Origin of the sequence: Paraburkholderia lacunae, assembly GCF_003353175.1 — a bacterium.
Lineage (GTDB): Bacteria > Pseudomonadota > Gammaproteobacteria > Burkholderiales > Burkholderiaceae > Paraburkholderia > Paraburkholderia lacunae.
In genome coordinates, this window is record NZ_QHKS01000015.1 from 85876 (window position 1) to 110641 (window position 24766).

Genomic DNA, 24766 nt, shown 5'->3' on the forward strand with positions numbered 1-24766 from the left:
CGCAGCAAAGCAAGCCATAAAAGACGGGCCGCTTTGAACCGCGCCCCAAAGGTTGGATGGGTGTCCAACTTTGCGGGGTGCAGTTCGTTCGAGCGGCCCGTCTTTTATTCAACGCGTGTCTTCACATCGCACGCGTCACCCAATCCTCACGACGGCGAAACCAGCTTGAAATCCACCGGCGAGCCGATGTCGAAGCGCTTCGGATTCGCCTCGAGCAAACCAGTCTGCTGATCGCGCCTGAACACGTACACGGTGTCGCTGTTCTGATTGCCGACGATCAGCCAGTTACCGGTCGGGTCGATCGCGAATTCACGCGGCGACTTGCCGAGGCTCGACTGATGCCCGATCTTCTTCAGACGACCGTTGCCCGGGTCGACCGAGAAGATCACGATCTCGTTTGCATCGCCGCGATTGGACGCGTACAGGAAGCGCCCGTCCGGCGACAGATGGATCGCCGCGGCGCCCACCGCCCCCTTGAAACCCGGCTCCGTCAGCGACAGCGTCTGCACTGGCGCAAGCTTGCCGTCGTGGTACTCGAAGGTGCTGACCGTGGCGTTCAGCTCGCTCGTCAGGTACGCATGCTTGCCGTCGACGCCGAACACCAGATGGCGCGGGCCGGTGCCGGCCTTCTCCTGGGTGTAGCGCGAGTCGGTCGGGCCGAACAGGCCGCGGCTGCCGTCGGGCGTGTAGCGATACGAGTACAGCCTGTCGGCGCCGAGATCCTGCGCGAACAGGTAACGGCCGTCAGGCGAGAACACCGTCGAATGCACGTGCGAGTTGTCCTGGCGGCCCTTCACCGGACCGCCGCCTTCGTGATGCACCGTGAGCACCGACGCGCCGACCTGGCCGTCCGCCCGCAACGGGAACACCGCGAAGCTGCCGCCCGGGTCAGCGGCCACCGAGTAGTTCGCGCCCAGCAGATACTTGCCGTCCGGCGACAGGCTCAGATAGCACGGATCGTTGCCGTCCGACGAAACCTTGTTGAGGAAGCTCAGCTGGCCGCTCGCGGCGTCGAAGCGGAATGCGCTGATGCCGCCGCGCTGCGTCGCCGGGCCGTTGTCGCCGGGCAACTCATTGACCACGTACACGAAGCGGCGGTCACGGCTGACCACCAGATACGACGGGTTGACCGTCTGCGCGGCCGATACGCGGGTCGCCTCGCCGGTCTTCGTGTCGAAGCGATAGACGTAGAGTCCCTCGCTCCCGCCACCCGTATAAGTGCCGACCAGCAGGTCATAGACGCCGTCGGCGGGAGCCGGACCGGCATCTTGCGCAAACGCATGCGACGCGACAATCGAGACCATGAGCACGAAACCTTTTATTATCGAGCGGGCGGAGCGCACAGGCGCCGGCCGTCCGGCGAATCCTGGCGTTGACGGTAACGGCAAAGCAGAGCCTGAAACGGCGCGCACCGCGGCCGTGGCACGACGAAGCATACGACCTCCTGGACATCGGTTATTTGATTGAATCGGTTGTAATGTGTCGCTGGTCTGCCGCGCCGTCTGTCGAGCATGAGCATTGTAGTAATCGACGCAAGTATAAAAGCGTTGCGCCGGATCATGCAGCCAATCCGGCTACCGGTTATCGGTGTGCTCGAGCAGCAATCGTTCCCACCTCGCAGATCGTTCTTCTCAATCGAGTCTCACACCACGGAGTCTTCATGAACGTCACACTCAGCCTGGGCCCGCTCGTTTCGTTGATCGCCGGCATTCTGATTCTCGTCATGCCGCGCCTGTTGAACTACATCGTCGCGCTCTATCTGATCATCATCGGCATCATTGGACTCTTCGGCGTGGGGTCGTCGCACTTCTGAGCGGCGGCAGACGGCGGCAAAAGATGAACGGCCGGGCGCGGTGCGGGCCCGGCGATCGCTCCGCATGAGCGCGGCCAGGTATCAGAGGAAAGCGGAAGAAAGCGGAAGGAAGCGAAACGAATGGCACGCGCGGTGACGGTTGCCGTGACGAAGAGCCTGGTAGTGACGCCAGGCGGCAAACCGCGGGCAGCTACGGACAACCGGAGCTGACAAACCGAGCTGACAAACGGCGCGATGCCGAAACCCGTGCCTGCGGGATGATCAGCCGTGCGACAGCTGCTCGAGCCGCAGGCGCCCCTGCAGCGACAGCGCGCCGACGGCATAATGGCCGTCACCTTCGCGGTAATGGCGGAAGCAGGCCCGTTCGCTAAGGAACGCAGCGGCGGCCAGCATCCCGTTGCGGGACAAGCCGAGGCGGCCAGGGTCGAGCGGCAACATCGAATCGTCGGCAAGTTCGCTGGCGGCCGAGAGAATCGTGATGCAATCGGATTTCGACGGGTTCAGCATGGCTTTGGTCCTCCGAGACGGCGTCTGCACGCGCCAGGGGCAAACCCGATGCGCTAGCCGGAAAGCGCGGCGCAGCAGGTTGAAGTCCGATTGTAGGCAGTGATTTGACAATTTACCAACTCGCGTTTTGCCCCATTGCGCGCTGAACCAAAGCGCATCGCGCGAGTCCGGTAGTAACAAGGACACGAGGCGCAGCGGCCATGATCGCGCGCACTAGAGACACGCTCCCCATGCCCGCACTCATCGAAGACTATGCGCTCATCGGCGACGGCCACACGGCTGCGCTCGTCTCCCGCGAAGGTTCCGTCGACTGGCTCTGCTGGCCGCGCTTCGACTCCGGCGCCTGCTTCGCCGCCCTGCTCGGCACGCCCGAGAACGGCCGCTGGCTGATTTCACCGGTCTGCGACACGCCGCCGACAATCACACGCCGTTATCGCGGCGAAACCCTGATCCTCGAAACCGATTTCGACACGCCGGAGGGCGCGGTCACGCTGATCGATTTCATGCCGCCGGCCAACGGCTGGTCGGAGATGGTACGGATCGTGGTGGGCAAACGCGGCGCCTTGCGTATGCGGATGGAACTCGTGCTGCGCTTCGACTACGGCTTTTCGATTCCGTGGGTCGAGCGCCTGAAGCACGACAGCGGCATCAAGGCGATCGCCGGCCCGGACACCGCGGTACTGCGCACGCCGGTCGAACTGCGCGGCGAGAACATGAAGACTGTTGCCGAATTCACCGTCACCGCAGGTGAGCGGGTGCCGTTTTCGCTGGCTTATACCGCCTCGCATCTGCGTATTCCGCCCGCTCGCGATCCGCATACGGCGCTCGCTCGTACCGAGAATCACTGGCTCGAATGGTCGTCGCGCAGCACTGTCGGGGGCAAGTGGGCCGAGCCGATCCGCCGCTCGCTGATCACACTGAAAGCGCTTGCCTACGAACCGACCGGCGGCATCGTCGCCGCGCCCACCACCTCGCTGCCGGAACAGCTCGGCGGCTCGCGCAACTGGGACTACCGCTACTGCTGGCTGCGTGACGCCACCATCACGCTGCTGGCGATGATGCGCGGCGGCTATTACGACGAAGCGCGCGCGTGGCGCGCCTGGCTTGGCCGGGTGATGGCCGGCGCGCCGGATCAGTTGCAGATCATGTACGGCATCGCCGGCGAACGGCGGCTGCCCGAGTTCGAAATCGACTGGCTGCCGGGCTATCAGGACGCAAGACCGGTGCGGATCGGCAATAACGCGGTCGGTCAGCAGCAACTGGACGTCTACGGCGAGGTGATGAACGCGCTGCATCTGGCGCGCGTGGGCGGCCTGCAGGCGGACGACACGGCATGGAACGTGCAACGCGCGCTGCTGCGCCACCTCGACACGATCTGGCAGGAACCGGACGAAGGCATCTGGGAAACGCGCGGCGGACGCCAGCATTTCACCTTCTCGAAGGTGATGGCGTGGGTCGCCTTCGACCGCGCGATCCAGTCGGCGGAAAAGTTCAAGCTGGACGGCCCGCTCGACGATTGGCGCGCGACCCGCGCGAAAATCCACGCCGAGGTGTGTGCGAATAGCTGGAATCCGGCGCTCGACGCGTTTTCGCAGTTCTACGGCAGCGACCAGCTCGACGCGAGCGTGTTGCTGCTGCCGCTGGTCGGGTTCCTGCCGCCGGACGATCCGCGCATCAAAGGCACGGTGGCGGCGATCGAAAAAGATCTGATGCGTGACGGCTTCGTGATGCGCTACCGCACCACGGAATACGACGACGGCCTGCCGCCCGGAGAAGGCACCTTCCTCGCGTGCTCGTTCTGGATGGTGGACAACCTCGCGCTGCAAGGCCGCATCGCTGAAGCCCATGCCATGTACGAACGGCTGCTCGCGCTTTGCAACGATGTCGGGTTGCTCTCCGAGGAGTACGATCCCGCCGCGAAGCGCCTGGTCGGCAATTTCCCGCAGGCGTTTTCGCATGTGGCGCTGGTGCACACCGGTTTAAACCTGATGAAGCACGAGCAGAAGATGGCCGAGGTCATCGGCCAGCCACCCCATAACGGCATCGGGGAGGCACAACTTAAGGCTGCGGCAACCCCTGATAGCGGCGCGGCAGCATCGCCAGTACCATGATTTAATGACGTTTGCGCGTCCCTCGCGCGAAAATTGCTGCATTGCACAAGTACGCTTTGTTCGATATGATCACAGAGACTGTCGGCCGAAAATCATTGCGCCAACACACAACCAATACGGCCAGCCGCAACGCCATAGCGTGTTTGCGAAGCCCCATGCGAACCGCTTAAGTACGGAGCACCCATGCTCTACCAATTTCACGAATTCCAGCGGGCGATATTAAGCCCCCTTACCGCCTGGGCTCAGGCCGCGTCCAAGTCGTTCGCGAATCCGGCCAGCCCTCTCGCCTACGTGCCGGGCGCCACGCGGCTGTCGGCCGGTTACGAACTGCTCTACCGGCTCGGCAAAGACTACGAGAAACCCGAGTTCAACCTTCATCAGATCGTCAAAGACGGCCATAACATCCCGATCATCGAACAAACGATCATCGAAAAGCCGTTTTGCCGCCTGATGCGCTTCAAGCGTTTCGCGGACGACAGCGACGCTGTTACCCAATTGAAAGACGAGCCGATCGTGCTGGTGTGCGCGCCGTTGTCCGGACATCACGCCACGCTGCTGCGCGATACCGTGCGAACGTTGCTGCAGGACCACAAGGTCTATCTGACCGACTGGATCGATGCGCGCATGGTGCCGCTCGAAGAAGGCGAGTTTCACCTCGACGACTACATCGCCTACATCCAGGAATTCATCCGTCACATCGGCGCGAAGAATCTGCACGTGATCTCGGTGTGCCAGCCGACCGTGCCGGTGCTCGCCGCCATCTCATTGATGGCGAGCCGCGGCGAAGAGACGCCGCGCACGATGACGATGATGGGCGGCCCGATCGACGCGCGCAAGAGCCCGACTTCGGTCAACTCGCTGGCTACGCAGCACTCGTACGAATGGTTCGAGAACAACGTGATCTTCACGGTGCCGCCGAACTATCCGGGCGTGGGCCGCAAGGTTTATCCGGGCTTCCTGCAACACACCGGCTTTGTCGCGATGAATCCGGAGCGGCACGCGGCGTCGCACTGGGACTTCTACCAGAGCCTGTTGCGTGGCGACGAAGACGACGCCGAAGCGCATCGCCGCTTCTACGACGAATACAACGCGGTGCTCGATATGGCCGCGGACTATTACCTGGACACGATCCGCGTGGTGTTCCAGGAGTTCAGTCTTGCCGAAGGCACGTGGGACGTCGCCGGAGAGCGGGTGCGTCCACAAGACATCAGGAAGACCGCGCTTCTCACCATTGAAGGCGAGCTGGACGATATCTCCGGCGACGGTCAGACTTTCGCCGCGCACGGGTTGTGCAGCGGTATTCCGGAGCAGCAAAAGCGTCACTTCACCGCGGAGAAATGCGGCCACTACGGCATTTTCTCGGGCCGCCGCTGGCGCACCATCATCTATCCGCAGTTGCGCGACTTCATCCTCGAGCACAACAAGGCGCCGAAGGTGACGAAGGAAAAAGTCGAAGCCTGAGCGTCAAGTAGTCACGCAGACACATAGAACAACGGCCTCTTCGGAGGCCGTTGCCGTTTCTGGAGCTTCTTGCGCTTCTGAAGTTTCTAAGCGCCTGCGATGTGCTCTAACGCCGCAACAGATACGCGAGCAGCAACTCCGTATTCATCTGTACGAGTTCGCTGCGTTCGCTTGCGGTGCTGAAATCGCGGCCGAGTGTCGCTTCGAGCGTGAAGCGGTTCGACACGATGTAGTAGCCCATGCCGGACAGCGTCACGTAAAAGCGCAGCGGGTCGACGTTAGTGCGAAACAGCCCCGCGCGCTGGCCGCGCTCGAGAATGCCGCCGAGCGTCGCGACGATCGGCGAGATCATTTCGCGGATGCGGGTCGACTTCTGCATGTAGCGTGCCTCATGCAGATTCTCGTTATTGACGAGACGCAGCAACTCGGGATGATCGCGGTAGTAATCCCAAACAAAATGCGCGAGGCGCGTGATGGCCTCGACCGGCGCGACGCCGTTCAGTTCGAGCGTGCGCTCCGCTTCGTTGAGCGAGCTGAATGCGTGTTCGAGTACGGCAGTGAAAAGCTGCTCCTTGCTACCGAAGTAGTAGTAGAGCATGCGTTCATTAGTTTCCGCGCGGCGGGCGATTTGATCGACGCGCGCGCCGAACAACCCTCCATTTGCAAACTCTTCGGCTGCCGCAAGCAGAATGCGGCGCCGCGTGCCTTCAGGATCTCTTTTGATTTTCGGCTGATTCATGGTGGCATCGTCTTCGTGAGCCGCGTTATCCGGATCGCGCCGCCGGCCTCTCCTCGGGCCTTGCACCGACAGCGTTGAACGGGCGCGCCATGGTTGGGGGACACCCTTCTGCGGTCTTTCGAAAAAGCGCTTCGATTATGGCACATGGATTGCGGATCGCAATTGGGGAAATCGGCGATAATGTGCTATTTAGTTCAAGCCCGGCGCGAGCGAGCGCTCGCGTGTATTCGCCTGCATCGGCGGGTGTTTGCGCGCTTTCGCCGCGCTTTTGTGTTGCCCAGCCTGCCGTACGCTTTCCCCGAGGCCGCCCTCGGCGCCGCGCGGCCGCGAAGCAAGCCCCAATGTCGTGACTGTGACCGATTCCATAACACTCGCAGATCGCATCGAAGATCTGCTGCCCCAGACGCAATGCACGAAGTGCGGCTATCCGGCGTGCCGTCCGTATGCGCAAGCCGTGGCTAGCGGCGAGGCCAATTACAACCAATGCCCGCCGGGCGGCGCCGAAGGCGTCGCGCGCCTCGCCGCGCTGCTCGGCAAGCCGGTGATTCCGCTCAATTCCGCCAATGGCGTTGAACGGCCGCGTCCTTTGGCGGTTATCGACGAGCAACTTTGCATCGGCTGCACGTTGTGCATGCAGGCTTGCCCCGTCGATGCGATTGTTGGCGCACCGAAACAGATGCATACGGTGATCGCGGAGCTCTGCACCGGTTGCGACCTGTGCGTACCGCCCTGTCCGGTCGACTGCATCGCGATGCCGCCCGTTACCGGCGAAGCAACCGGCTGGAACGCGTGGACCCAGACCCAGGCCGACGCCGCGCGTGAACGCCACGACCGGCGCGAAGCACGTCTTGCGCACGAACGCGAAGCCGCCGAAGCGCGTGCTGCAGCGCGGCGAGCCGCGGGCAGCGGGACTGCGCAAGGCGCTGAAGCCTCGGCTGGCGCAGCGCCAGCCGCGCCGGCAGCGGACGACGCCGAAGCGAAAAAACGCGCGATCATCCAGGCCGCGCTCGAGCGTGCGCGCAAAAAGAAAGAAGAGCTTGCAGCCAAAGGACAAGGTCCGCTGAACACCGAGCATGTCAGTGCCGACGTGCAGGCGCAGATCGACGCAGCCGAAGCGCGCCGCCGCCGTCTGGGACTCGCGGCGGACGACGACACCGACACTCACTCCACGAAGCGCTAACCGCCCCCTCACGCTAGGCATGAACGCGAACAAACGCCGCGCCATCTACGAGACGCTTCAGAGTCTCAACCCGCATCCCACCACCGAACTCGAATACACCACACCGTTCGAACTGCTGATTGCCGTGCTGCTGTCGGCTCAGGCCACCGACGTGTCGGTCAATAAAGCGATGCGCAAGATGTTCCCCGTCGCGAACACGCCGCAGCAGGTCTTCGATCTCGGCGAAGAAGGCGTCGCGGACTACATCAAGACCATCGGGCTCTATCGGACCAAGGCCAGGAACGTTATCGCGACTTGCCGCATCCTGCTCGACCAGTACGGCGGCGAAGTGCCGCAAGATCGCGAAGCGCTCGAGAGTCTGCCCGGCGTCGGCCGAAAAACGGCGAACGTGCTCCTGAACACCGCGTTCGGCCATCCCACCATCGCCGTCGATACCCATATCTTTCGGGTTGCCAATCGAACCGGGCTGGCGCCGGGAAAAGATGTGCGCGCAGTCGAGGTGGCGCTGGAGAAATTCACGCCGGCCGAATTCAAGCAGGATGCGCATCACTGGCTGATCCTGCACGGACGCTACGTTTGCAAGGCGCGCCGGCCGGAATGCTGGCACTGCGTGATCGAGCCGCTGTGCGAGTTCCGGCCGAAGACGCCGCCGCCGGATCTTTGAACGCGACGCGGCGAAGGCGCGCGAGCGCCTCGGTCGCGCCCCCTCCTGCAACATTGCCGTCCAGGCACGCCTGGGGTGCCTGGGGTGCCTGGGGTGCCTGGGGTGCCTGAGGTGCCTGAGGTGCCTGAGGTGCCTGAGGTGCCTGAGGTGCCTGAGGTGCCTGAGGTGCCTGAGGTGCCTGAGGTGCCTGGGATGCCTGGGATGCCTGAGGTGCCTTTAGGTCATTGCAGCACCATCAGCGAGCCCTCCAGCCCCGGCGTAAAATGACGCCCTGCACCTCCGCATCACCCTCAACGCACCGGTCCCACGATGTTCAATCCCAGCCGCGACGAAGTCCGCCTCTTTTTCACCGACACCTGGCGCAAACAGCGTCAAGGCGAGATTCTGACGCCGCTCGAAGCGATCGCCGCCGACTGGATTGTCGAGCATCCCGAGTACCACGCCGATCTGGCCGATAGCGAAGGCGCGGCAACCCAGGACTACTCGCCCGAACGCGGACAGACCAACCCGTTCCTGCATCTGTCGATGCATCTGGCGATCACCGAGCAACTGTCGATCGACCAGCCGCCCGGCATTCGTGCCGCGCACGAGCGCCTCGCCGCACGCCTCGGCTCGACCCATGAGGCGCAACACGCGATCATGGACTGCCTCGGCGAAACCATCTGGGAAGCGCAGCGCACCGGCACTCCGCCGGATACGGACGCGTATTTGCAGCGTATCGAACGGCGCGCCACGCGCGACTGAGGCCACGGCGGGGCCGGACCACGGCGGTCCGCGCGTCACGCAATAACGCAAAGCGTGGCGCCAAAAGCACGACACCCCGCCGAAGCAGGGTGTCGTTCAATCAGCAATAGTGCAAAAAAGCGCGCTTGAAAGAGCGCGGCACGCTTACTTCTTCTGCACCAGATCGCCGTTCAGCGATTCGACATAAGCCGCGATGTCCTTCATGTCGCCTTGCGACAGGCTTTGCACCTGCGCCTGCATGATCGCGTTGTTGCGACCGAGGTGCGGATTGCCGTTGCCCATCTGATACTGGCGCAGCGCCCAGTAGATATAGTCGGCGTGCTGACCGGCGAGCTTCGGATATTCCGGGCTCACCGGCTTGTTCAGGTTGACGCCGTGGCAAGCCGCGCAATTGTGGCTGTCGGCCAGCACCTTGCCGTTGCCGGCGTCGGCGGCGTACGCGACGTTCGCTGCAGCCAGACCGATCACTGCCGCCGACGCGCATGCAGCCTTGAACACCGTGTGGAGTGCCTGTTGGGGCTTATTCATGAATTCTCCTATCCCGCGAATATAAATAACCGAGTGACCGACGCCGATCACTTGTCGGGATTGTTCTTCGAAGAGGAATTTTGCGCTGCGTAGTAGGCAGAGATATCGGCGATGTCCTGATCCGACAGCGACACGGTGATCGCGTGCATCGTTTCGAAATGGCGGTCGCCCTTCTTGTAGCCGTGCAGCGCGTTCTCGAGATATGCCTGATTCTGGCCGCCGAGCATCGGCACGCGGTAGACCTCAGGGTAAGCCGTGCGGTATTCAGGGATGCCGTGGCAGCCAATACACATCGCGACCTTGCCTTGGCCCGCCTTCGCGTTGCCGACGACATCCGCTGCCTGCGCACTGGCCGCATAGCCCGCGAGCACCGACAGCGCTGCGATCACGACGTGTTTGCCGACGAATTTATTCATAGCATGTAACCTGGCTTGAGGGGAAACGGGCGCCCAAAAAGGCAACGGCCCGCGCCGTTATTCTTATAGGGTAGCCACGCAGGCCAAAAAAATCGGGCTAATTGTACCGCGACGCCGCGCCGAACGTCCACCGCGCGGGGCGGCGGCGCATCCTGCTGCCGCGAACCCGCGCCCAGGGCCGCTTTGCTGCGCCGGCAGCAAGCCTGCCTCCCGCAGCGGGCCGGGTGCAGCCGCGTCAGCGCGCGGTCGGCGCGCCGCGGGCCATGCCGCCACCCCGCGCCGACCGCGCGAGAGCCGCCCGACCACCGCCCGCCGGCGTTCGGCAGCGCGGATGACACCATACGCGAGCCCGTTTCGGCCCAACAGGCCTTCTGACTTATACTGGGTTTTTTCTCAAAAAAGACCATCTCGCCATGCGTTTCGAAGGCTCATCGCAATACGTCGCCACCGACGACCTCAAGCTCGCGGTCAACGCCGCGATGACGCTGAAACGCCCGTTGCTGATCAAGGGCGAACCCGGCACCGGCAAAACCATGCTGGCCGAAGAGGTCGCCGCCGCGCTCGGCATGCCGCTCCTGCAGTGGCACATCAAGTCCACCACCAAGGCGCAACAGGGTCTGTACGAGTACGACGCGGTGTCGCGTCTGCGCGATTCGCAGCTGGGCGACGAGCGCGTGAAGGACATCGGCAACTACATCGTCAAGGGCGTGCTGTGGCAGGCGTTCGAGTCGGACCAGCAAACGGTGCTGCTGATCGACGAGATCGACAAGGCCGACATCGAATTCCCGAACGACCTGCTGCGCGAACTCGACCGCATGGAGTTCTACGTGTACGAAACGCACGAGCTGATTCGCGCCAAACAGCGCCCGCTCGTCGTCATCACGTCGAACAATGAAAAAGAACTGCCCGACGCGTTCCTGCGCCGCTGCTTCTTCCACTACATCAAGTTCCCCGATCCGGCAACGATGCAGCAGATCGTCGAGGTGCATTATCCCGGCATCAAAAAGGAACTGCTCGCCGCGGCCATGCAGAGCTTCTTCGAATTGCGCAACGTGTCGGGACTGAAGAAGAAACCGTCCACGTCGGAACTGCTCGACTGGCTGAAACTGCTGCTCGCCGAAGACATCCCGCCCGAGGCGCTGCGCGCGAGCGATCAGAAACAGATCATTCCGCCGCTGCATGGCGCGCTTCTGAAAAACGAACAGGACGTCAGCCTGTTCGAGCGGCTGATCTTCATGAACCGCAACAACCGCTAACACCGTTAATACCGCTATCACCGTCGTCACGACGTGGCTGAGCGCGCAGTATCGCTCACCAGCCGCCGCAGAGGAAACAGCATGCTGATCGACTTCTTTTATTCGCTGCGCGCGGCCAAACTGCCGGTGTCGGTGAAGGAATATCTGACGCTGCTCGAAGCGCTGAAAGCCAACGTGATCGCGCCGTCGCTCGACGACTTCTACTATCTCGCGCGCATCACGCTGGTCAAGGACGAGCAGTATTTCGACAAATTCGACCAGGCGTTCGGCGCGTATTTCAACGGCGTCGCGCAAACTTCGGAGCTCGCCTTCGACGTCCCGCTCGACTGGCTGAAGAAGAAGCTGCAACGCGATCTGTCGCTCGAAGAAAAAGCGCAGATCGAAGCGATGGGCGGTCTCGACAAGCTGATGGAGCGCCTCAAGGAACTGTTCGACGAACAGAAGGAGCGCCACGAAGGCGGCAGCAAATGGATCGGCACGGGCGGCACGTCGCCGTTCGGCAACGGCGGCTACAACCCGGAGGGCGTGCGCATCGGCGGCGATGCGGCGGGCAATCGCACCGCGGTCAAGGTGTGGGAAGCGCGCGCCTACCGCGATTACGACGACCAGGTCGAAATCGGCACGCGCAACATCAAGATCGCGCTACGCCGCTTGCGCCGGTTTGCGCGCGAAGGTGCCGCCGAAGAACTCGATCTGCCCGACACGATCCGCAGCACCGCTGCCAACGCCGGCTGGCTCGATCTGAAGATGGTGCCGGAGCGGCACAACAAGGTGAAAGTATTGATGCTGCTCGACGTGGGCGGCTCGATGGACGATCACATCAAACGCACCGAAGAGCTGTTTTCGGCGGCCAAGGCCGAGTTCAAGCACCTCGAGTTCTATTACTTCCACAACTGCGTGTACGACTTTCTGTGGAAGAACAATCGCCGCCGCCACGCCGAGCGCATGCCCACGTGGGACGTGCTGCACAAGTTCACGCCGGATTACAAACTGATCTTCGTCGGCGATGCGACGATGAGTCCCTACGAAGTGCTGCAGCCGGGCGGTTCGGTCGAATACAACAATCCCGAAGCCGGCGCCGTGTGGCTGCGGCGGCTGGCGGATCATTTTCCGCACTATGCATGGCTGAATCCCGAGCCGGAGGCCCTGTGGCCGTACCGGCAGTCGGTCAGCGCAATCCGCGAAGTGCTCGGCCACCGCATGTATCCGCTCACGCTCGCCGGCCTCGAAACGGCGATGCGCATGCTGAGTAAATAATCCGTTCACGTTCTAACGCCAACTACAAGAAAGCATCTGCATGAGTCCGTCTTCATCGCCCGATTTGTCCCCTGCCATCGCATCGCCCGGGCGTCTCAAACCGTTCGCCGACACCTCGCTGTCAGCCGTCGTTGCCGGCTTCGTCGCGATGATGACCGGCTACACCAGCTCACTGGTGCTGATGTTCCAGGCAGGCCAGGCCGCGCGTCTGACCGATGCGCAGATTTCGTCGTGGATCTGGGCGTTATCGATCGGCATGGCCGTCGGCACGATCGGCCTCTCGCTGCGCTTTCGCGCGCCGATCGTGATCGCATGGTCGACACCGGGCGCGGCGCTGCTGGTGTCGTCGCTGCCGCATGTGGCTTACTCGGAGGCCATCGGCGCGTTTATCGTCTGCGCGTTGCTGCTGACCGTAGTCGGCCTGACCGGCTGGTTCGATACGCTGATGAAAAAAATCCCGGCAGGTATCGCCTCGGCGTTGCTGGCAGGCATTCTGTTCGAAATCGGCAGCGAGATTTTCCGTGCCGCGCAGTTCCAGACCGCGCTCGTGCTGACGATGTTCTTCACCTACCTGATCGTCAAACGCCTCGTGCCGCGCTACGCAATCGTCACGACGCTGATCGTCGGCACGATCGCCGCCGGCGGGCTCGGCCTGCTCGACTTCAGCCGCTTTCACGTCGCGCTCGCGCAACCGATGCTCACCATGCCGGCGTTCTCGGTGGCCGCGGGCATCAGCATCGGCATTCCGCTGTTTGTCGTCGCGATGGCGTCCCAGAACGTGCCGGGCATCGCGGTGCTGCGCGCGGACGGCTACACGACGCCATCCGCGCCGCTGATTTCGGCGACCGGCATCCTCTCCCTGTTGCTCGCGCCGTTCGGCTCGCACGGCATCAATCTTGCGGCGATCACGGCGGCGATCTGCACCGGCCCCGAAGCGCATGAAAACCGCGGCAAGCGTTACACCGCCGCCGTCTGGTGCGGCATTTTCTATCTGATCGCCGGGATTTTCGGCGCCACCATCGCCGCGCTGTTCGCGTCCTTGCCGAAGGCGCTGGTCGTCTCCGTCGCCGCGCTGGCGCTGTTCGGCTCGATCATGAGCGGCCTTGCCAACGCGATGCAAGACATCAAACAGCGCGAAGCGGCGCTGGTGACGTTCATGGTGACAGCCTCGGGCCTCACCCTGCTGTCGATCGGCTCGGCATTCTGGGGACTGGTTGCGGGCATGCTCACGCAACTGGTGCTGAACGCGCGCCGCGTGTGACGGGCTCCGTGACCATGCGGCGCCGGAAATGCGGGGCCTGAAATCCGCGTGAACGGATCGCCGGTGGCAAGTGTCAATGCTGCATCAGGCGATCCGCCATAAAATAGAAGTATCCGGCAGCGTTTCCCGGCAACATGGCGGGCCGACGCTGCAGCGTGACCCGCGGCCGCCAGACTGGTTGTACTTTTTGTCCGGCGGCGACCTCATTTCTCCTGAACCACGGCGCACATACGCCCTGAAGGCTCGAACATGACAACCGCACTCGACCAACTCAAGCAATACACCACCGTCGTTGCCGATACCGGCGACTTCCAGCAGCTCGCCCAGTACAAGCCGCGGGACGCGACCACCAATCCGTCGCTGATTCTGAAGGCCGTGCAGAAGGACGATTACCGTCCGTTGCTCGAAAAGACCGTGAAAGCGCACGCATCGAAGCCGGTCGGCGCAATCATCGACCAGTTGCTGATCGCGTTCGGCACCGAAATCCTGCAGATCATCCCGGGCCGCGTGTCGACCGAAGTGGACGCGCGCCTGTCGTTCGACATCGAACGCTCGATCGCCAAGGGCCGTGAACTGATCGCGCTGTACAAAGAGCACGGCATCGAGCGCGAGCGCGTGCTGATCAAGCTGGCCTCCACGTGGGAAGGCATCCGCGCAGCCGAAGTGCTGCAGAAAGAAGGCATCCGCTGCAACATGACGCTGCTGTTCTCGCTCGCGCAGGCGGCCGCCTGTGCCGAAGCGGGTGCGCAGCTGATTTCGCCGTTCGTCGGCCGCATTTACGACTGGTACAAGAAGAACGCCGGCAGCGCCTGGGACGAAGCGAAAGACGGCGGCGCCAACGATCCGGGCGTCAAATCGGTGCGCCGCATCTACGCGTACTACAAGAAGTTCGGTTACAAGACCGAAGTCATGGGCGCGAGCTTTCGCACGACGAGCCAGATTCTCGAACTGGCCGGCTGCGACCTGCTGACCATCAGTCCGGATCTGCTGCAAAAGCTGCAGGAGAGCCCGGAGAAAGTGGAGCGCAAGCTGTCGCCGGAGATCGTCACGGGCGCGGATATCGAACGCGTGCCGGTCGATGAATCGTCGTTCCGCTTCCTCGTCAACGACGAAGCCATGGCGACGGAAAAACTCGCCGAAGGCATTCGCGCGTTCGCCGCGGACGCCGTCAAGCTGGAAAAGCTGATCGACGCCCTGCGTTAAACCCGCCTCCTCCGCTCAAGCGCGCGGCCCTGAGCCTTCCGGCTCAGGGCCGCGCGCCGTTTCCGGGTCGCTTCCCGGCCGCTTCCGGCTCGCATCCAGCTCGCTTTTGGCCGCGTTTTATCGGGGCTGCGTCGAACGTGCCGCTCTTTCGTCAGATCGTCACAATTACTGCTGCAACGGACGACTACAATCGTCTACACGTCCGCCCGCACCTCAACCTGCGCACGTCTGGAGGTTCGCGGCGACGCGTTTTGCAGACCCAAGACTCCGGGAGACGATCATGTACGTCCAGCCTTACGTTTTTTTCAATGGCCGTTGCGAAGAAGCGCTCAAGTATTACGGCGAGAAGCTCGGCGCGGAGGTGGTATGCCAGATGCGCTACAAGGAAGCTCCGCCTGATGCACAAGGACAGTTGCGCGCCGGCATGGAGGACAAGATCATGCACGCGAGCATCAAGCTCGGTTCGACGGTCTGGATGGCATCCGACGGCCACTGCGACCCCAATGCCGGCCCGATGAACGGCTTCAGCCTGTCGCTGACAGCCGACGATGCGGCGTCGGCCGAAAAATATTTCAATGCACTAGCCGAAGGAGGACGGGTGACGATGCCGTGGCAAGCCACCTTCTGGAGCAAGGGCTTCGGCATGGTGGTGGACCGCTTCGGTCTCGGCTGGATGGTGACGGTACCGGAAGACTGAAGCCGCCGCCTGTGCCCGTCGTAGCGAATACCGCTGCTGCCGTGCCGGCAGCGGCCGCTGCAACGGCGCTCCGGTTTCGGCCGGTTGCCTCACCCTAGCCCTTCAGCAACGTCCGCGCATGCCGTTCGATGTTCCAGTTCGGCTCGGTTTCCAGCAGCAAGGCGCGCAGCCGGTCGACCTGTTCGGCCAGCCGCTGCCCGAGCCAATAGGGACCTTGCAAGTCGGGCGGCAGTTTCAACGCGGCGTCGCTACGCGCCGGCGAAAGCGGCGACGCGGCCGGAATCCTGAATTGCGTCGCGCGGCCAAAGCGCAGACCGCGCGCCGTGGCCAGCAGAATGCTTCGCACCGCGCGCACCCCGATCCCGCCCTCCTGCGCGAAGGCGGCGCGCGCCGCTGCGTCGGCGCGGATCAGCGGCCCGCTCGCCAGCAGTTCCAGCGAACTGAGCACCGAGCGGTGCAAGCGCTGGACCTCCTCGAGCCGGGCCTGCGGCACATCGATCTCCTTGGCCACCGAAGGCATCAGCGAACGCAACTGCACCAGTCGCTTGTTGATCCTTAGAAAGCTCTTGATCTGCTCGTCTTCGCTGATCGTCTCGCCTTGCAGCAGCCGCGCATAGATCCGCGCGCATTCGCGCAGATTGTCGGCGAGGCCGTAGCGCCACGAGTAGGTGGCGTGCAGCGGCAGCGCGAACGAAAACGCCAGCGCGATCACGATGCCGATCAGCACGTTCAGCGTGCGCCACAGGCCGACGTCGATCAGATTGTCGCCGTGGCCCGCGACGATGCACATCGTGATCGCCGTCAACAGACCGATATAGCCGGACGAGCCGATTGCGAACCACGCGCAGATCGCGGCGACGATCGACATCAGCACGTAGGTGAGCGGCAGCGAGCCGATCAGGTTCTGCTGCAGGATCAACACCAGGCCGATCGACGCGCCGAGCAAAGTGCCCGCCGCCCGTTCCGCGGCCTTCTTGCGGATATTGCCGTGATGCTGCAAGCCGCCGATCACCACCAGCAAAGTCACCGACGACCAGATGCCGTGCGGGATATCGATACCGGTCGTGGCGAGAATCGACACCAGCATCGCGAGGCCGACGCGCAGACTGTGCAACACCCTCGCGTGGCGATAGCGGTAATACGGCGACGCGACCGCGCGCACCATGCGGCTGATGGCCGAACGGCGGGCAATCACAGTGGGGGAATCGGCAGAGGCCATGGTGGCGCGACGGACGCTTTGAAGAACGGTTCCGCTATCGTGCACCAGAGTGCGCCGGGAAAACAAACGCCCGCAAACTTTCGTCTGCGGGCGCGGTTCATTGACGCGAGGTAGTGCAGCTTGCTCAGCCTTCGACCGCGTCCCGATAGTCTTCCGGACGGGTACGGTCTTCGGCGCGCTGCATACCCATCACGCGCACCAGAATGCTCACCAGCACCGACACCACCAGGTTCACGACCAGCGACCACACCGCCGCGTAGCCCGGAATCGCGAGACCGAACAGATGGATCGTGAAGATCGAGCCGGCCAGCTTCAGCGAAATCGCCATCCACGTGCCGGTTGCGATGCCGGCCGCCCAGCCGAGCAGCAGGCCGCGGTAGTCGAGCACGCGCGTGTACAGGCCCAGCACGATCGCCGGCAGCGTCTGGATGATCCAGATGCCGCCCAGCAGTTGCAGCTGGATCGCGTACGTGAGCGGCAGGCCGAGAACGAACGCCACCGCGCCGACCTTGACGATCAGCGACACCAGCTTGGCGACGTTGGTCTCCTGTTCGTGCGTCATGTTGCGGTTCACGAACTCCTTGTGGATGTTGCGCGTGTACAGGTTCGCCGCCGCGATCGACATGATCGCCGCCGGCACCAGCGCGCCGATGCCGATCGCCGCGAACGCGACACCGACGAACCACGACGGGAAGAAGTGCAGGAACAGCGCCGGCACCGCGAAGTTCGGCCCGAACGCCTTGAAGTACGGCGCGTATTCCGGCATATCCTTCACGCCCGCTGCGAGCGCCATGAAGCCGAGCAGCGCGAGCAGACCGAGCACCAGCGAGTAAGCCGGCAGCATCGCCATATTGCGGCGGATCGTGTTACCCGAATTCGACGACAGGATGGCGGTGATCGAGTGCGGATACAGGAACAGCGCCAGCGCCGAGCCGACCGCGAGCGTTGCATACGCGCTGTAGCCGTTCAGGCTCGACACATCCGGCGCCTTCAGCAACAGCTTGGCCGGCGGCACCACGCCGAAGATATGGCCGAAGCCGCCCAGTTGCGGCGGAATCACGATGATCGCGGCGAAGATCGTCACGTAGATCAGGATGTCCTTGACGACCGCGATCATGGCCGGCGCGCGCAGGCCCGAGGTGTACGTGTACGCCGCGAGAATCGCGAACGCGATGATCAGCGGCAGATCGCCGACAAAGCCCGAGGTGTCGAAACCCAGCGCGCCGATCACCACTTCGATGCCGACCAGTTGCAGCGCGATGTACGGCATCGTCGCGACGATGCCGGTCAAGGCGACCGCCAGCGCGAGCATGCGGCTGCCATAGCGGGCCGAGACGAAGTCGGCCGATGTCACGTAGCCCTGGCGTTTGGCAATGCTCCACAGTTTCGGGAACACGACGAACGCAAACGGATAGATCAGGATCGTGTACGGCAGCGCGAAGAAGCCGGTGGCGCCCGCGCCGAACACCAGCGCCGGCACGGCGATGAAGGTGTAGGCGGTGTACAGGTCGCCGCCGAGCAGGAACCAGGTGACGATGGTGCCGAAGCGCCGCCCGCCGAGACCCCACTCTTCCAGATGGGCGAGATCGCCGCGCCGCCAGTGGGCCGCGATAAAGCCCAGAATGGTGACGCCGACGAAGAACAGTACGAAGACGAATGTCGCGGTGGCGTTCATTATTGCGCGCCCCCTTGCGGACGGCCCGTCGAAGGGGCCCTGGTTTTGAAGTACACGAGCGCCGTGATGATCGCGCTGATCAGCACCCACAGGAGCTGATACCAGTAGAAGAACGGGAAGTCGAACAGTTGCGGTTCGACCTTGTTATATGACGGCACCCAGACCATTGCGATCCAGGGCAGCAACAGCAACCAGAGCCAGCGCTTGCTGGCTTTGTTCGCGTCGGCGTCGTGAGCCATGACGTCTCCTCCTACCTATTATTGAAATGTTGGCCCGTGTTTTGACGGGTGGCGGATCCCGCAGCGGGGAGCCGCCCCCGCGGATAAGCGACGGGCGCCCCGAAAGCATCGAAAGAGTATAGGAGCCGCGGACATGCGGTCAAGCAGGGGCGACCCGAGGCGGGACGGTGCTGGCGAGGCGGGACGAGCGCGGCTCGGGTATCGGCTCGCGGGTCGGCTCGCGGGTCGGCTCTAATGCCGGCGCTGGCGGCACGGGCTGCGTTCGCTGTGTCTTCCCGCCGGACTCTGCCGGAACGCCGGTCCAGCCGTTCGCGCTCCAGGTGTCCCCGGCTGTTCACGGCCGCATAAACCGTGCGGCGGCGGGCGTTGCGTCTGAGAGCAGTCGAGCCGGCTTGCCCGGCCCGGCTGCCTGTCGATCGTCAGACCGAGAACGAGTTGCCGGTCTGCCCGGTCGATTCCTGCAGACCCTTGATCCACTTGCGCGCCGGCAGGCCGAGTTCGGCTTCGATCAGCCTGGCGCGCGCTTGCAGCGCCGTGAACGGCACGTCGAGCGCCGGGCCCGAGAAGGCGATCGCGATGCGGTTGCCGTCATGCACTTCCGGCAGCGCGACGACGCGGCCGTCGAACGCTTCATTCAGCCGCTTCATGTTGCGCACGAAGCTCGGGTGATCGCCGAACAGGTTCACCGTCACCACGCCCGCGCCGGTCAGACACGCGCGCACGGCACGGTAGAAGGCGACGCTGTCGAGCACCGGGCCGCGCGCGGTCGCATCGTAGACGTCGACTTGCAGCGCGCCGATCGTGCCGTGGTTGGCGCGGTCGTTGACGAAGTCCCACGCGTCGGTTTCGTGCACGGTCAGGCGCGCATCGTCGTGCGGCAGTTCGAACATCGTCCGCGCGGCGACGACGACCGCCGGATTCAACTCGACCGCCTCGACCTTCGCGCGCTTCAGGAAGCGATGGGCGAACTTGGTTAGCGCCGCAGCGCCCAGACCGAGCTGGACGATGCGCTTGGGCGTTTCGATGAACAGCAGCCAGGCCATCATCTGCTGCGCGTATTCGAGTTCGATGTGATCCGGCTTGCGCAGACGCATCGCACCTTGCACCCATTCCGTGCCGAAATGCAGGAAGCGCACGCCGCCCTCTTCCGAGAACGTGACAGGAGCGAAACGCGGCTTGCGCGGTGCTTCGATTTGCGGCGCGTCGTGCAGATCGTCGCCGTGTTGCGCGCGCCTGTTATTGCGCACTGCTTTCTGTTTGCCGCCCGCAGCGTCGGCGTCTTGATGGCGGAAAGCACGCGCTTCAGCCGAAGCGCGCTTGATCAGTTTCGTCATGTGAGGATGTCGCGCCAAAGGCGCAATTTTTGGTCGAACGAGAGCATAGCATTTGCCGGACTCGACGAAGGCAATACGAGGGTGGCGTAGCCGGCCTCGCCGATCACCGGCGCGAAGCGGCCTACCGTCTTGCCGTTGAAGCAGACTGGCAAGCCGCCAGCACGTCCCATACGCCGATGCCATGCGCGAGTACGCGCCTCAGACGTGCTTCGTAAGCGAGCTCGGCAAGCGGTTCGCCGAGCACCGTGCCGAGCAGACCCCAGAACTGGTTGATGTTTTGGCTAATTCAGTTGGGTTGCGCGCTCATTGCAAACGGCCAGGTATAGGTACCATCCTTGACCTTCTTCGCGAGTATGAGGCGGTAAGTGATTTTGAAGTTCGTGTTCAACCCGCTATAGGTCATATTGATCGTGCCGCCGGATGCGGGAAGCACGGCTGTCGTGCCAAGGCCAATGACCTCGATCGAACTGAAAAGCGGCTGGTTTGCCGCGGACACTCGAAACAGCAACGAGTACCCGGCGCGATCGTTGGTCTGCACGGCAAGCTGTGTGCCGTTGAGGTTTGACGTATCGGGAATATCGACGTAGCCCAAATTGACGTCTTTGTTGGTGATCACCAATTGCGCGGGTTGCGTGGCGGCAATCTTCACATAGGGTTGCACCGTAGTGGCTACCGCCAGAGATTTTGTCGTCTGCTTTGCCTCGCTGATCAGCGGGGCGGCAACCATCAAAAGTATGGCCATCGCCACCGCGCCTTTTCTAATCATATGCTCGCTGTAGTTCATAGTTCCACCTGGTTTCATTTGGCGCTAGTACCCATTAACGACCTGCAACCGCATCCCTGAATGGAGATGTCGAGATCAGTAGGTCAACGTGATCGTGATTGAGTCGCTGTATGTTCCCGGCACGACATTCTGGTTACCGGGGATCAGTCCGTACGCCGTCAATGTCGCGGATTTACTGGTTCCAACGGTTACAGGAATGGTATTGGTCGTGCCCCAGACCGAGGTCCTCGCCGCATCGGTATAGAGGTTGTAGCGAAGCGTCTGTCGTACGCCGTGGGTGTCCATGTACCACATCTGCCGGTTGGACTGGTTGGTCGAGTTCCCCGCACTTGCACTCAGCGCGCCGGAGACCTGCGCGGCATTGCAGTTCACTGTGATTGTGACGGCGCCGTTAGTTACCGGGTTTATCGTGTCGTAGAGGCCAAACGCCAACCCCGACGCACTTACCGAGCAGCTGCTAGCCCCCACGGCTGCGTGCGAGAAAAGTACGGCCGCCGCACAAACCGCAAGGTGTGCAAGCGCAATGTCAGTGCTGTGCCCTCGCGGCGCGCGAAGGCGATTGCGATGTTTCATCGTTGAACTCCCTTGCATAAGAACGTGCCCAGATCAGGCAGTGGATCGTCGCCAGGCGCAAAAGGCACGGTGATGTCGCAACTCCGCCCGAGCCATGTGGCGCGCAGTTTGTTACGTTCGGATAGACCTGTGAGATAGACGACACCATCGTGCCCGACGGGAAACTCTTCAGTTTGCCCGGTGACGCTGACGAGCGCGCCAGCCGGCAGGTGAGCGCCGTCTTCCAGATCGATTGTCAACGTCGCACCGTGCGAGCGTGTCACGGGGAATTCGAGCAGTATGCCGCTGCGGTAATACGGCACCGCGTCCATTTTCAAGGTGCCGATCTTCGCGTCAAACGGCAGGTCCGCTTGCTCGATCGAAACCGGGTTCTTTTCGTAAGCACGCAATCTGGGCAGCAACGCCTCACCGTTGGCATCGGTATGTCCGACCAGTTGGTTATCGGCGTAGACGCCTACGTTGGCAAAGCCGGGCACCTTCACGATCGCGAAGCTGTCGGTTATCTCCCTGCTAAGATGCGCGCCGCCATCGAGCAACGCGATACCGCCGGATACATTTGCGCGCGCGCCGGTTTGCCCGTGATACGAAGCCGCTTCGAAGTTATACGTACCGACTTTGTTTTGCAGATCCAGTCTCGCATCTTGCGTTGCTGTGCCTGCCTGCAGCGAATAGCCGTATCCATCGCCCACCGGAAGTCCTCGTTGCAGTTGCGCGACAACTTCGTTTGCACCGGGCTGATGGGTCACCGCAACGGAAGCCGTCATGGTGTTGCCGAGCGGCAGCGTCCAGTTCACGCCCGCTATTGCGCCGGCGCTGCCCTTCAGGGGCTTGCTCACGCCGATATTGAGGAATCCAAGGCGTGGCAGCTGGACGCTATAGCTCAACGATACGATCTGAAGCTTGTTGTTGTCGCGGTTGTCGGCGAAAACGTGTGCGATACCGAAAGATCCGTAGCGACCTGCAACCACGCCGGCGTTGAGACTCGTCAACAATCGAGGAGCGAGCATGCTCGGGTCAAGGCCCAGTTGGGCAAAATGCGGGCTCGCCCATTGCACGTGCGCGCCGACGTTAAAGATGTTCGATTGGCTTTCCAGACCCAGGGTCGCGAGGTTGCCTGTACCGTTGTGGCTATGGCTTGCGGCCACGGACACGTTGACGACGCCGAATGGCGGAGCGAGCAGGACGCCTCCAACGCCGATGTTTTGTTGCGTCGCTTGAACCTCGCTATGCACTTCGGCCGTGAACCAGTCGGTCAGCCCCTTGCGGTGGGTAACCCCGGCGAACCATTGCCCGTAGTCGTTGCTTGCCAGACCGAAATCGCGGCGGACTGTTCCAAGTTCGTACGAGAAATCCTGGAGCCCTTTGGCGAGCAAGTTGGAGCTCGCGTAGAAGGCCTGCGTAATGACCTGCTCGCGACCCATTACGTCGCGCACCACGACGCGCACATCGCCTTCTCCGGTGACGACCGGCACATTGTTGATCGAGAAGGGTCCAGGTGCCACGTCGCGCCTCGACGACAGGTTGTTGTTGACATACACGTCCACAGTCGACGGCAGCACAGCTTGACCGCTGACACCTTGCAGCGGCAGCGTGACGAGACCGGGCTGCGTGAGAAAGTTTGTCGAATATTGAATGCCCCCGAAACGCACCGCGCGCCCCCACATGCCCGCTCGATTGATTCCGTCGCCAATCCGGATGCTCGTGAGCTTGTCCGGCTGATCGACGACCCATGCCGTGTCGAGCCGCGTGAACCGGCGTGTCGAACCCGAGTCATCCACCAGGAAGTTGCCTGTCCCCACACCGAAGCGATTGAAAAAACCAAGTTCGAACAAACCGGACGAGTGCATCTGACCCGATGCGCGCTCGGCGAACAAATCGTAGTTCAGGAAGCCTCCGATCCCAGGTCGTACCGCGACCGGTCTGTCTTTGTGCATCTCGTCAAACGAGGCGCCCATGAACGCTTGTGCGGGGACGGAGATCGCCAGCGTCAGGTTGCGCTCGTCGGCGGCATACGTGAGGCCCATGATCGACTTGAGCGGATAAAACGCTTCGTCTTTATGGCGCAGCGCAGCGACGTCGGGCGTTTTCAGGCGCCAACGCTTCAGATCTTCCCCGGCCGCATAGAGCCCGCCATCACCGGCTTTTAGCAGCAGTGCGGTTTCATCCAGGCCTTGCTGGTTGATATCGATCTGAAACAATAACTCCTCGACATCAACGCTTGCCGACTGGCGCGATGCCGGCGGGGCGATGTGGTCGTCTGCGAGTGTCATACCGGAGTTGATTAAGCTCGAGATCAGCACGATGACAACACGTGTCGCATTACCGGTCGCCCGGCGCCACATTCGAATCGATGTCGCCCGCATCGGAATAACCCGTCAAATGCAACCCGGCCGCAACGGGCGGTGTCGAGCCCGAACTGGGTGTGAATGTCAGCTGGCGGGACTGTCCCGGCAGGATGTAGGCAAATTGACCGTGCGTAGCGACCGGGCGATCATTGCCAGCGGCAGATAACACAAGGTTCGCGACCTGGGCATGGGCGGTTCCGTCGTTCTTCACGATCAGCTTTAACGCTCCGTCGCTCCCCGGCTGTGAGGCGGCTTGCCAATGCAGTACCGGAGCGCTTGCGCTTTTTGGCTTGATGAATACGGGCAAGCTCATTTCCAGCGCAATCTGTACGCCCGCAAAACCTGGTTTGGGCGCGGGCGGAACTTCACGCAAAAAGAGGCGGTAGCTGATCTCCTGCTCGGCGGTTGGCGGGCGCCGCAGCCCGATACGTATCACCTGGGAAGCGCCTGCCGGGATCGTGAAGATCGGGGGCGCCGCAAGCAGGTCCGTCGTCTGAGCGTAGATATCGTCGCCCGTGTCTTGTGACCAGGCCACGGTGCGCAGTTGCACGACCACGGGTTCGTCCGCCGACTCGTTCCGTACCGTAAGGGCAATACTCGGATGCGCGGCCGAAAGCTCGACACGTACCGGAGACACTGTAAAGTTTGCGGCGTGGCTCGCCGCGCAGCCGGTGGCGAGGACAAATCCCGCAGTCCATCTAGCCGCTTTACGCAGGCTCTTTGTCATAGACAGGCTACACATAAGATCTCCAACACGGCT

24 protein-coding genes and 1 pseudogene are annotated in these 24766 nt (G+C 62.7%); 11 read left to right on the forward strand and 14 right to left on the reverse strand.

Features of this window, described 5'->3' with window-relative positions; translation table 11 throughout:
• Positions 1–146 precede the first annotated feature (146 nt).
• The gene (locus DLM46_RS22805; RefSeq protein ID WP_115104108.1) at positions 147–1436 is read right to left on the reverse strand and encodes a lactonase family protein; all 1290 of its coding nucleotides are present in this window, start codon (positions 1434–1436) and stop codon (positions 147–149) included.
• Between the two features lie 224 nt (positions 1437–1660).
• Between DLM46_RS22805 and DLM46_RS22810 the strand changes: the two genes are divergently transcribed.
• Positions 1661–1813 carry a DUF3096 domain-containing protein gene (locus DLM46_RS22810; RefSeq protein ID WP_115104110.1) on the forward strand — a complete coding sequence of 51 codons (153 nt, stop codon included), beginning with the start codon at positions 1661–1663 and terminating at the stop codon, positions 1811–1813.
• Between the two features lie 261 nt (positions 1814–2074).
• On the opposite strand, the gene DLM46_RS22815 is transcribed toward DLM46_RS22810, so the two are convergent.
• Positions 2075–2320, reverse strand: coding sequence for a hypothetical protein (locus DLM46_RS22815; protein ID WP_115104113.1), 246 nt, complete (start codon positions 2318–2320; stop codon positions 2075–2077).
• Between the two features lie 230 nt (positions 2321–2550).
• Between DLM46_RS22815 and DLM46_RS22820 the strand changes: the two genes are divergently transcribed.
• Complete coding sequence (locus tag DLM46_RS22820) at positions 2551–4431, forward strand: glycoside hydrolase family 15 protein (RefSeq protein ID WP_115104115.1); 1881 nt, start codon at positions 2551–2553, stop codon at positions 4429–4431.
• A gap of 183 nt (positions 4432–4614) precedes the next feature.
• Complete coding sequence (locus DLM46_RS22825) at positions 4615–5892, forward strand: polyhydroxyalkanoate depolymerase (RefSeq protein ID WP_115104117.1); 1278 nt, start codon at positions 4615–4617, stop codon at positions 5890–5892.
• 106 nt (positions 5893–5998) lie between these two features.
• On the opposite strand, the gene DLM46_RS22830 is transcribed toward DLM46_RS22825, so the two are convergent.
• On the reverse strand, positions 5999–6631 hold the full coding sequence (locus DLM46_RS22830) for a TetR/AcrR family transcriptional regulator (protein WP_115104119.1): 633 nt from the start codon (positions 6629–6631) through the stop codon (positions 5999–6001).
• A gap of 352 nt (positions 6632–6983) precedes the next feature.
• Here DLM46_RS22830 and rsxB point away from each other — a divergent pair, with 352 nt between their 5' ends.
• The 3 genes from rsxB to DLM46_RS22850 all read left to right on the forward strand — a co-directional run bounded on the left by rsxB (position 6984) and on the right by DLM46_RS22850 (position 9219).
• Positions 6984–7811 (forward strand): electron transport complex subunit RsxB, encoded by an 828-nt coding sequence (rsxB, locus tag DLM46_RS22835; RefSeq protein WP_115104289.1) that lies wholly within the window; start codon positions 6984–6986, stop codon positions 7809–7811.
• Between the two features lie 19 nt (positions 7812–7830).
• Positions 7831–8475 carry an endonuclease III gene (nth, locus tag DLM46_RS22840; RefSeq protein WP_115104122.1) on the forward strand — a complete coding sequence of 215 codons (645 nt, stop codon included), beginning with the start codon at positions 7831–7833 and terminating at the stop codon, positions 8473–8475.
• A gap of 309 nt (positions 8476–8784) precedes the next feature.
• The gene (locus tag DLM46_RS22850; RefSeq protein WP_115104124.1) at positions 8785–9219 is read left to right on the forward strand and encodes a DUF1841 family protein; all 435 of its coding nucleotides are present in this window, start codon (positions 8785–8787) and stop codon (positions 9217–9219) included.
• A 144-nt stretch (positions 9220–9363) separates the two neighbouring features.
• Here the strand turns inward: DLM46_RS22850 and DLM46_RS22855 are convergent, their stop codons facing one another.
• On the reverse strand, positions 9364–9747 hold the full coding sequence (locus DLM46_RS22855) for a c-type cytochrome (RefSeq protein ID WP_115104127.1): 384 nt from the start codon (positions 9745–9747) through the stop codon (positions 9364–9366).
• A gap of 47 nt (positions 9748–9794) precedes the next feature.
• Positions 9795–10163: a c-type cytochrome gene (locus DLM46_RS22860; RefSeq protein WP_115104129.1), complete on the reverse strand. Its 369-nt coding sequence runs from the start codon at positions 10161–10163 to the stop codon at positions 9795–9797.
• 413 nt (positions 10164–10576) lie between these two features.
• Between DLM46_RS22860 and DLM46_RS22865 the strand changes: the two genes are divergently transcribed.
• From DLM46_RS22865 to DLM46_RS22885, 5 genes are all read left to right on the forward strand, one after another.
• Positions 10577–11419: an AAA family ATPase gene (locus DLM46_RS22865; RefSeq protein ID WP_115104132.1), complete on the forward strand. Its 843-nt coding sequence runs from the start codon at positions 10577–10579 to the stop codon at positions 11417–11419.
• Between the two features lie 81 nt (positions 11420–11500).
• Complete coding sequence (locus DLM46_RS22870; RefSeq protein ID WP_115104134.1) at positions 11501–12676, forward strand: vWA domain-containing protein; 1176 nt, start codon at positions 11501–11503, stop codon at positions 12674–12676.
• Between the two features lie 40 nt (positions 12677–12716).
• Positions 12717–13937, forward strand: a complete 1221-nt coding sequence (locus tag DLM46_RS22875; RefSeq protein WP_115104136.1) for a benzoate/H(+) symporter BenE family transporter — start codon at positions 12717–12719, stop codon at positions 13935–13937.
• A 249-nt stretch (positions 13938–14186) separates the two neighbouring features.
• The gene (gene tal, locus DLM46_RS22880) at positions 14187–15140 is read left to right on the forward strand and encodes a transaldolase (protein ID WP_115104138.1); all 954 of its coding nucleotides are present in this window, start codon (positions 14187–14189) and stop codon (positions 15138–15140) included.
• Between the two features lie 280 nt (positions 15141–15420).
• Entirely contained in the window at positions 15421–15837 is a 417-nt protein-coding gene (locus DLM46_RS22885; RefSeq protein ID WP_115104141.1) for a VOC family protein, read from the forward strand.
• A gap of 94 nt (positions 15838–15931) precedes the next feature.
• Here the strand turns inward: DLM46_RS22885 and DLM46_RS22890 are convergent, their stop codons facing one another.
• The 9 genes and pseudogenes from DLM46_RS22890 to DLM46_RS22930 form a co-directional block, all read right to left on the reverse strand.
• Positions 15932–17056 carry an FUSC family protein gene (locus DLM46_RS22890; protein ID WP_208866316.1) on the reverse strand — a complete coding sequence of 375 codons (1125 nt, stop codon included), beginning with the start codon at positions 17054–17056 and terminating at the stop codon, positions 15932–15934.
• Positions 17057–17180: 124 nt separating this feature from the next.
• Positions 17181–18731 (reverse strand): monocarboxylate uptake permease MctP, encoded by a 1551-nt coding sequence (gene mctP, locus DLM46_RS22895; RefSeq protein ID WP_115104145.1) that lies wholly within the window; start codon positions 18729–18731, stop codon positions 17181–17183.
• Entirely contained in the window at positions 18731–18970 is a 240-nt protein-coding gene (locus tag DLM46_RS22900) for a DUF3311 domain-containing protein (RefSeq protein ID WP_115104147.1), read from the reverse strand. The genes mctP and DLM46_RS22900 overlap by 1 nt, the downstream gene beginning before the upstream one ends.
• A 419-nt stretch (positions 18971–19389) precedes the next feature.
• Positions 19390–20304, reverse strand: a complete 915-nt coding sequence (locus DLM46_RS22905) for a class I SAM-dependent methyltransferase (RefSeq protein WP_115104149.1) — start codon at positions 20302–20304, stop codon at positions 19390–19392.
• Positions 20301–20575, reverse strand: a pseudogene (locus DLM46_RS22910) (uracil-DNA glycosylase family protein); the annotation flags it as partial. The gene DLM46_RS22905 and the pseudogene DLM46_RS22910, both read right to left, overlap by 4 nt.
• 15 nt (positions 20576–20590) lie before the next feature.
• Positions 20591–21088 (reverse strand): hypothetical protein, encoded by a 498-nt coding sequence (locus DLM46_RS22915; protein ID WP_244306334.1) that lies wholly within the window; start codon positions 21086–21088, stop codon positions 20591–20593.
• Positions 21089–21163: 75 nt separating this feature from the next.
• Entirely contained in the window at positions 21164–21661 is a 498-nt protein-coding gene (locus tag DLM46_RS22920; protein ID WP_165848046.1) for a Csu type fimbrial protein, read from the reverse strand.
• On the reverse strand, positions 21658–23931 hold the full coding sequence (locus DLM46_RS22925) for a fimbria/pilus outer membrane usher protein (protein WP_115104291.1): 2274 nt from the start codon (positions 23929–23931) through the stop codon (positions 21658–21660). The genes DLM46_RS22920 and DLM46_RS22925 overlap by 4 nt, the downstream gene beginning before the upstream one ends.
• A gap of 49 nt (positions 23932–23980) precedes the next feature.
• Positions 23981–24733 carry a fimbrial biogenesis chaperone gene (locus DLM46_RS22930; protein WP_165848047.1) on the reverse strand — a complete coding sequence of 251 codons (753 nt, stop codon included), beginning with the start codon at positions 24731–24733 and terminating at the stop codon, positions 23981–23983.
• Positions 24734–24766 lie beyond the last annotated feature (33 nt).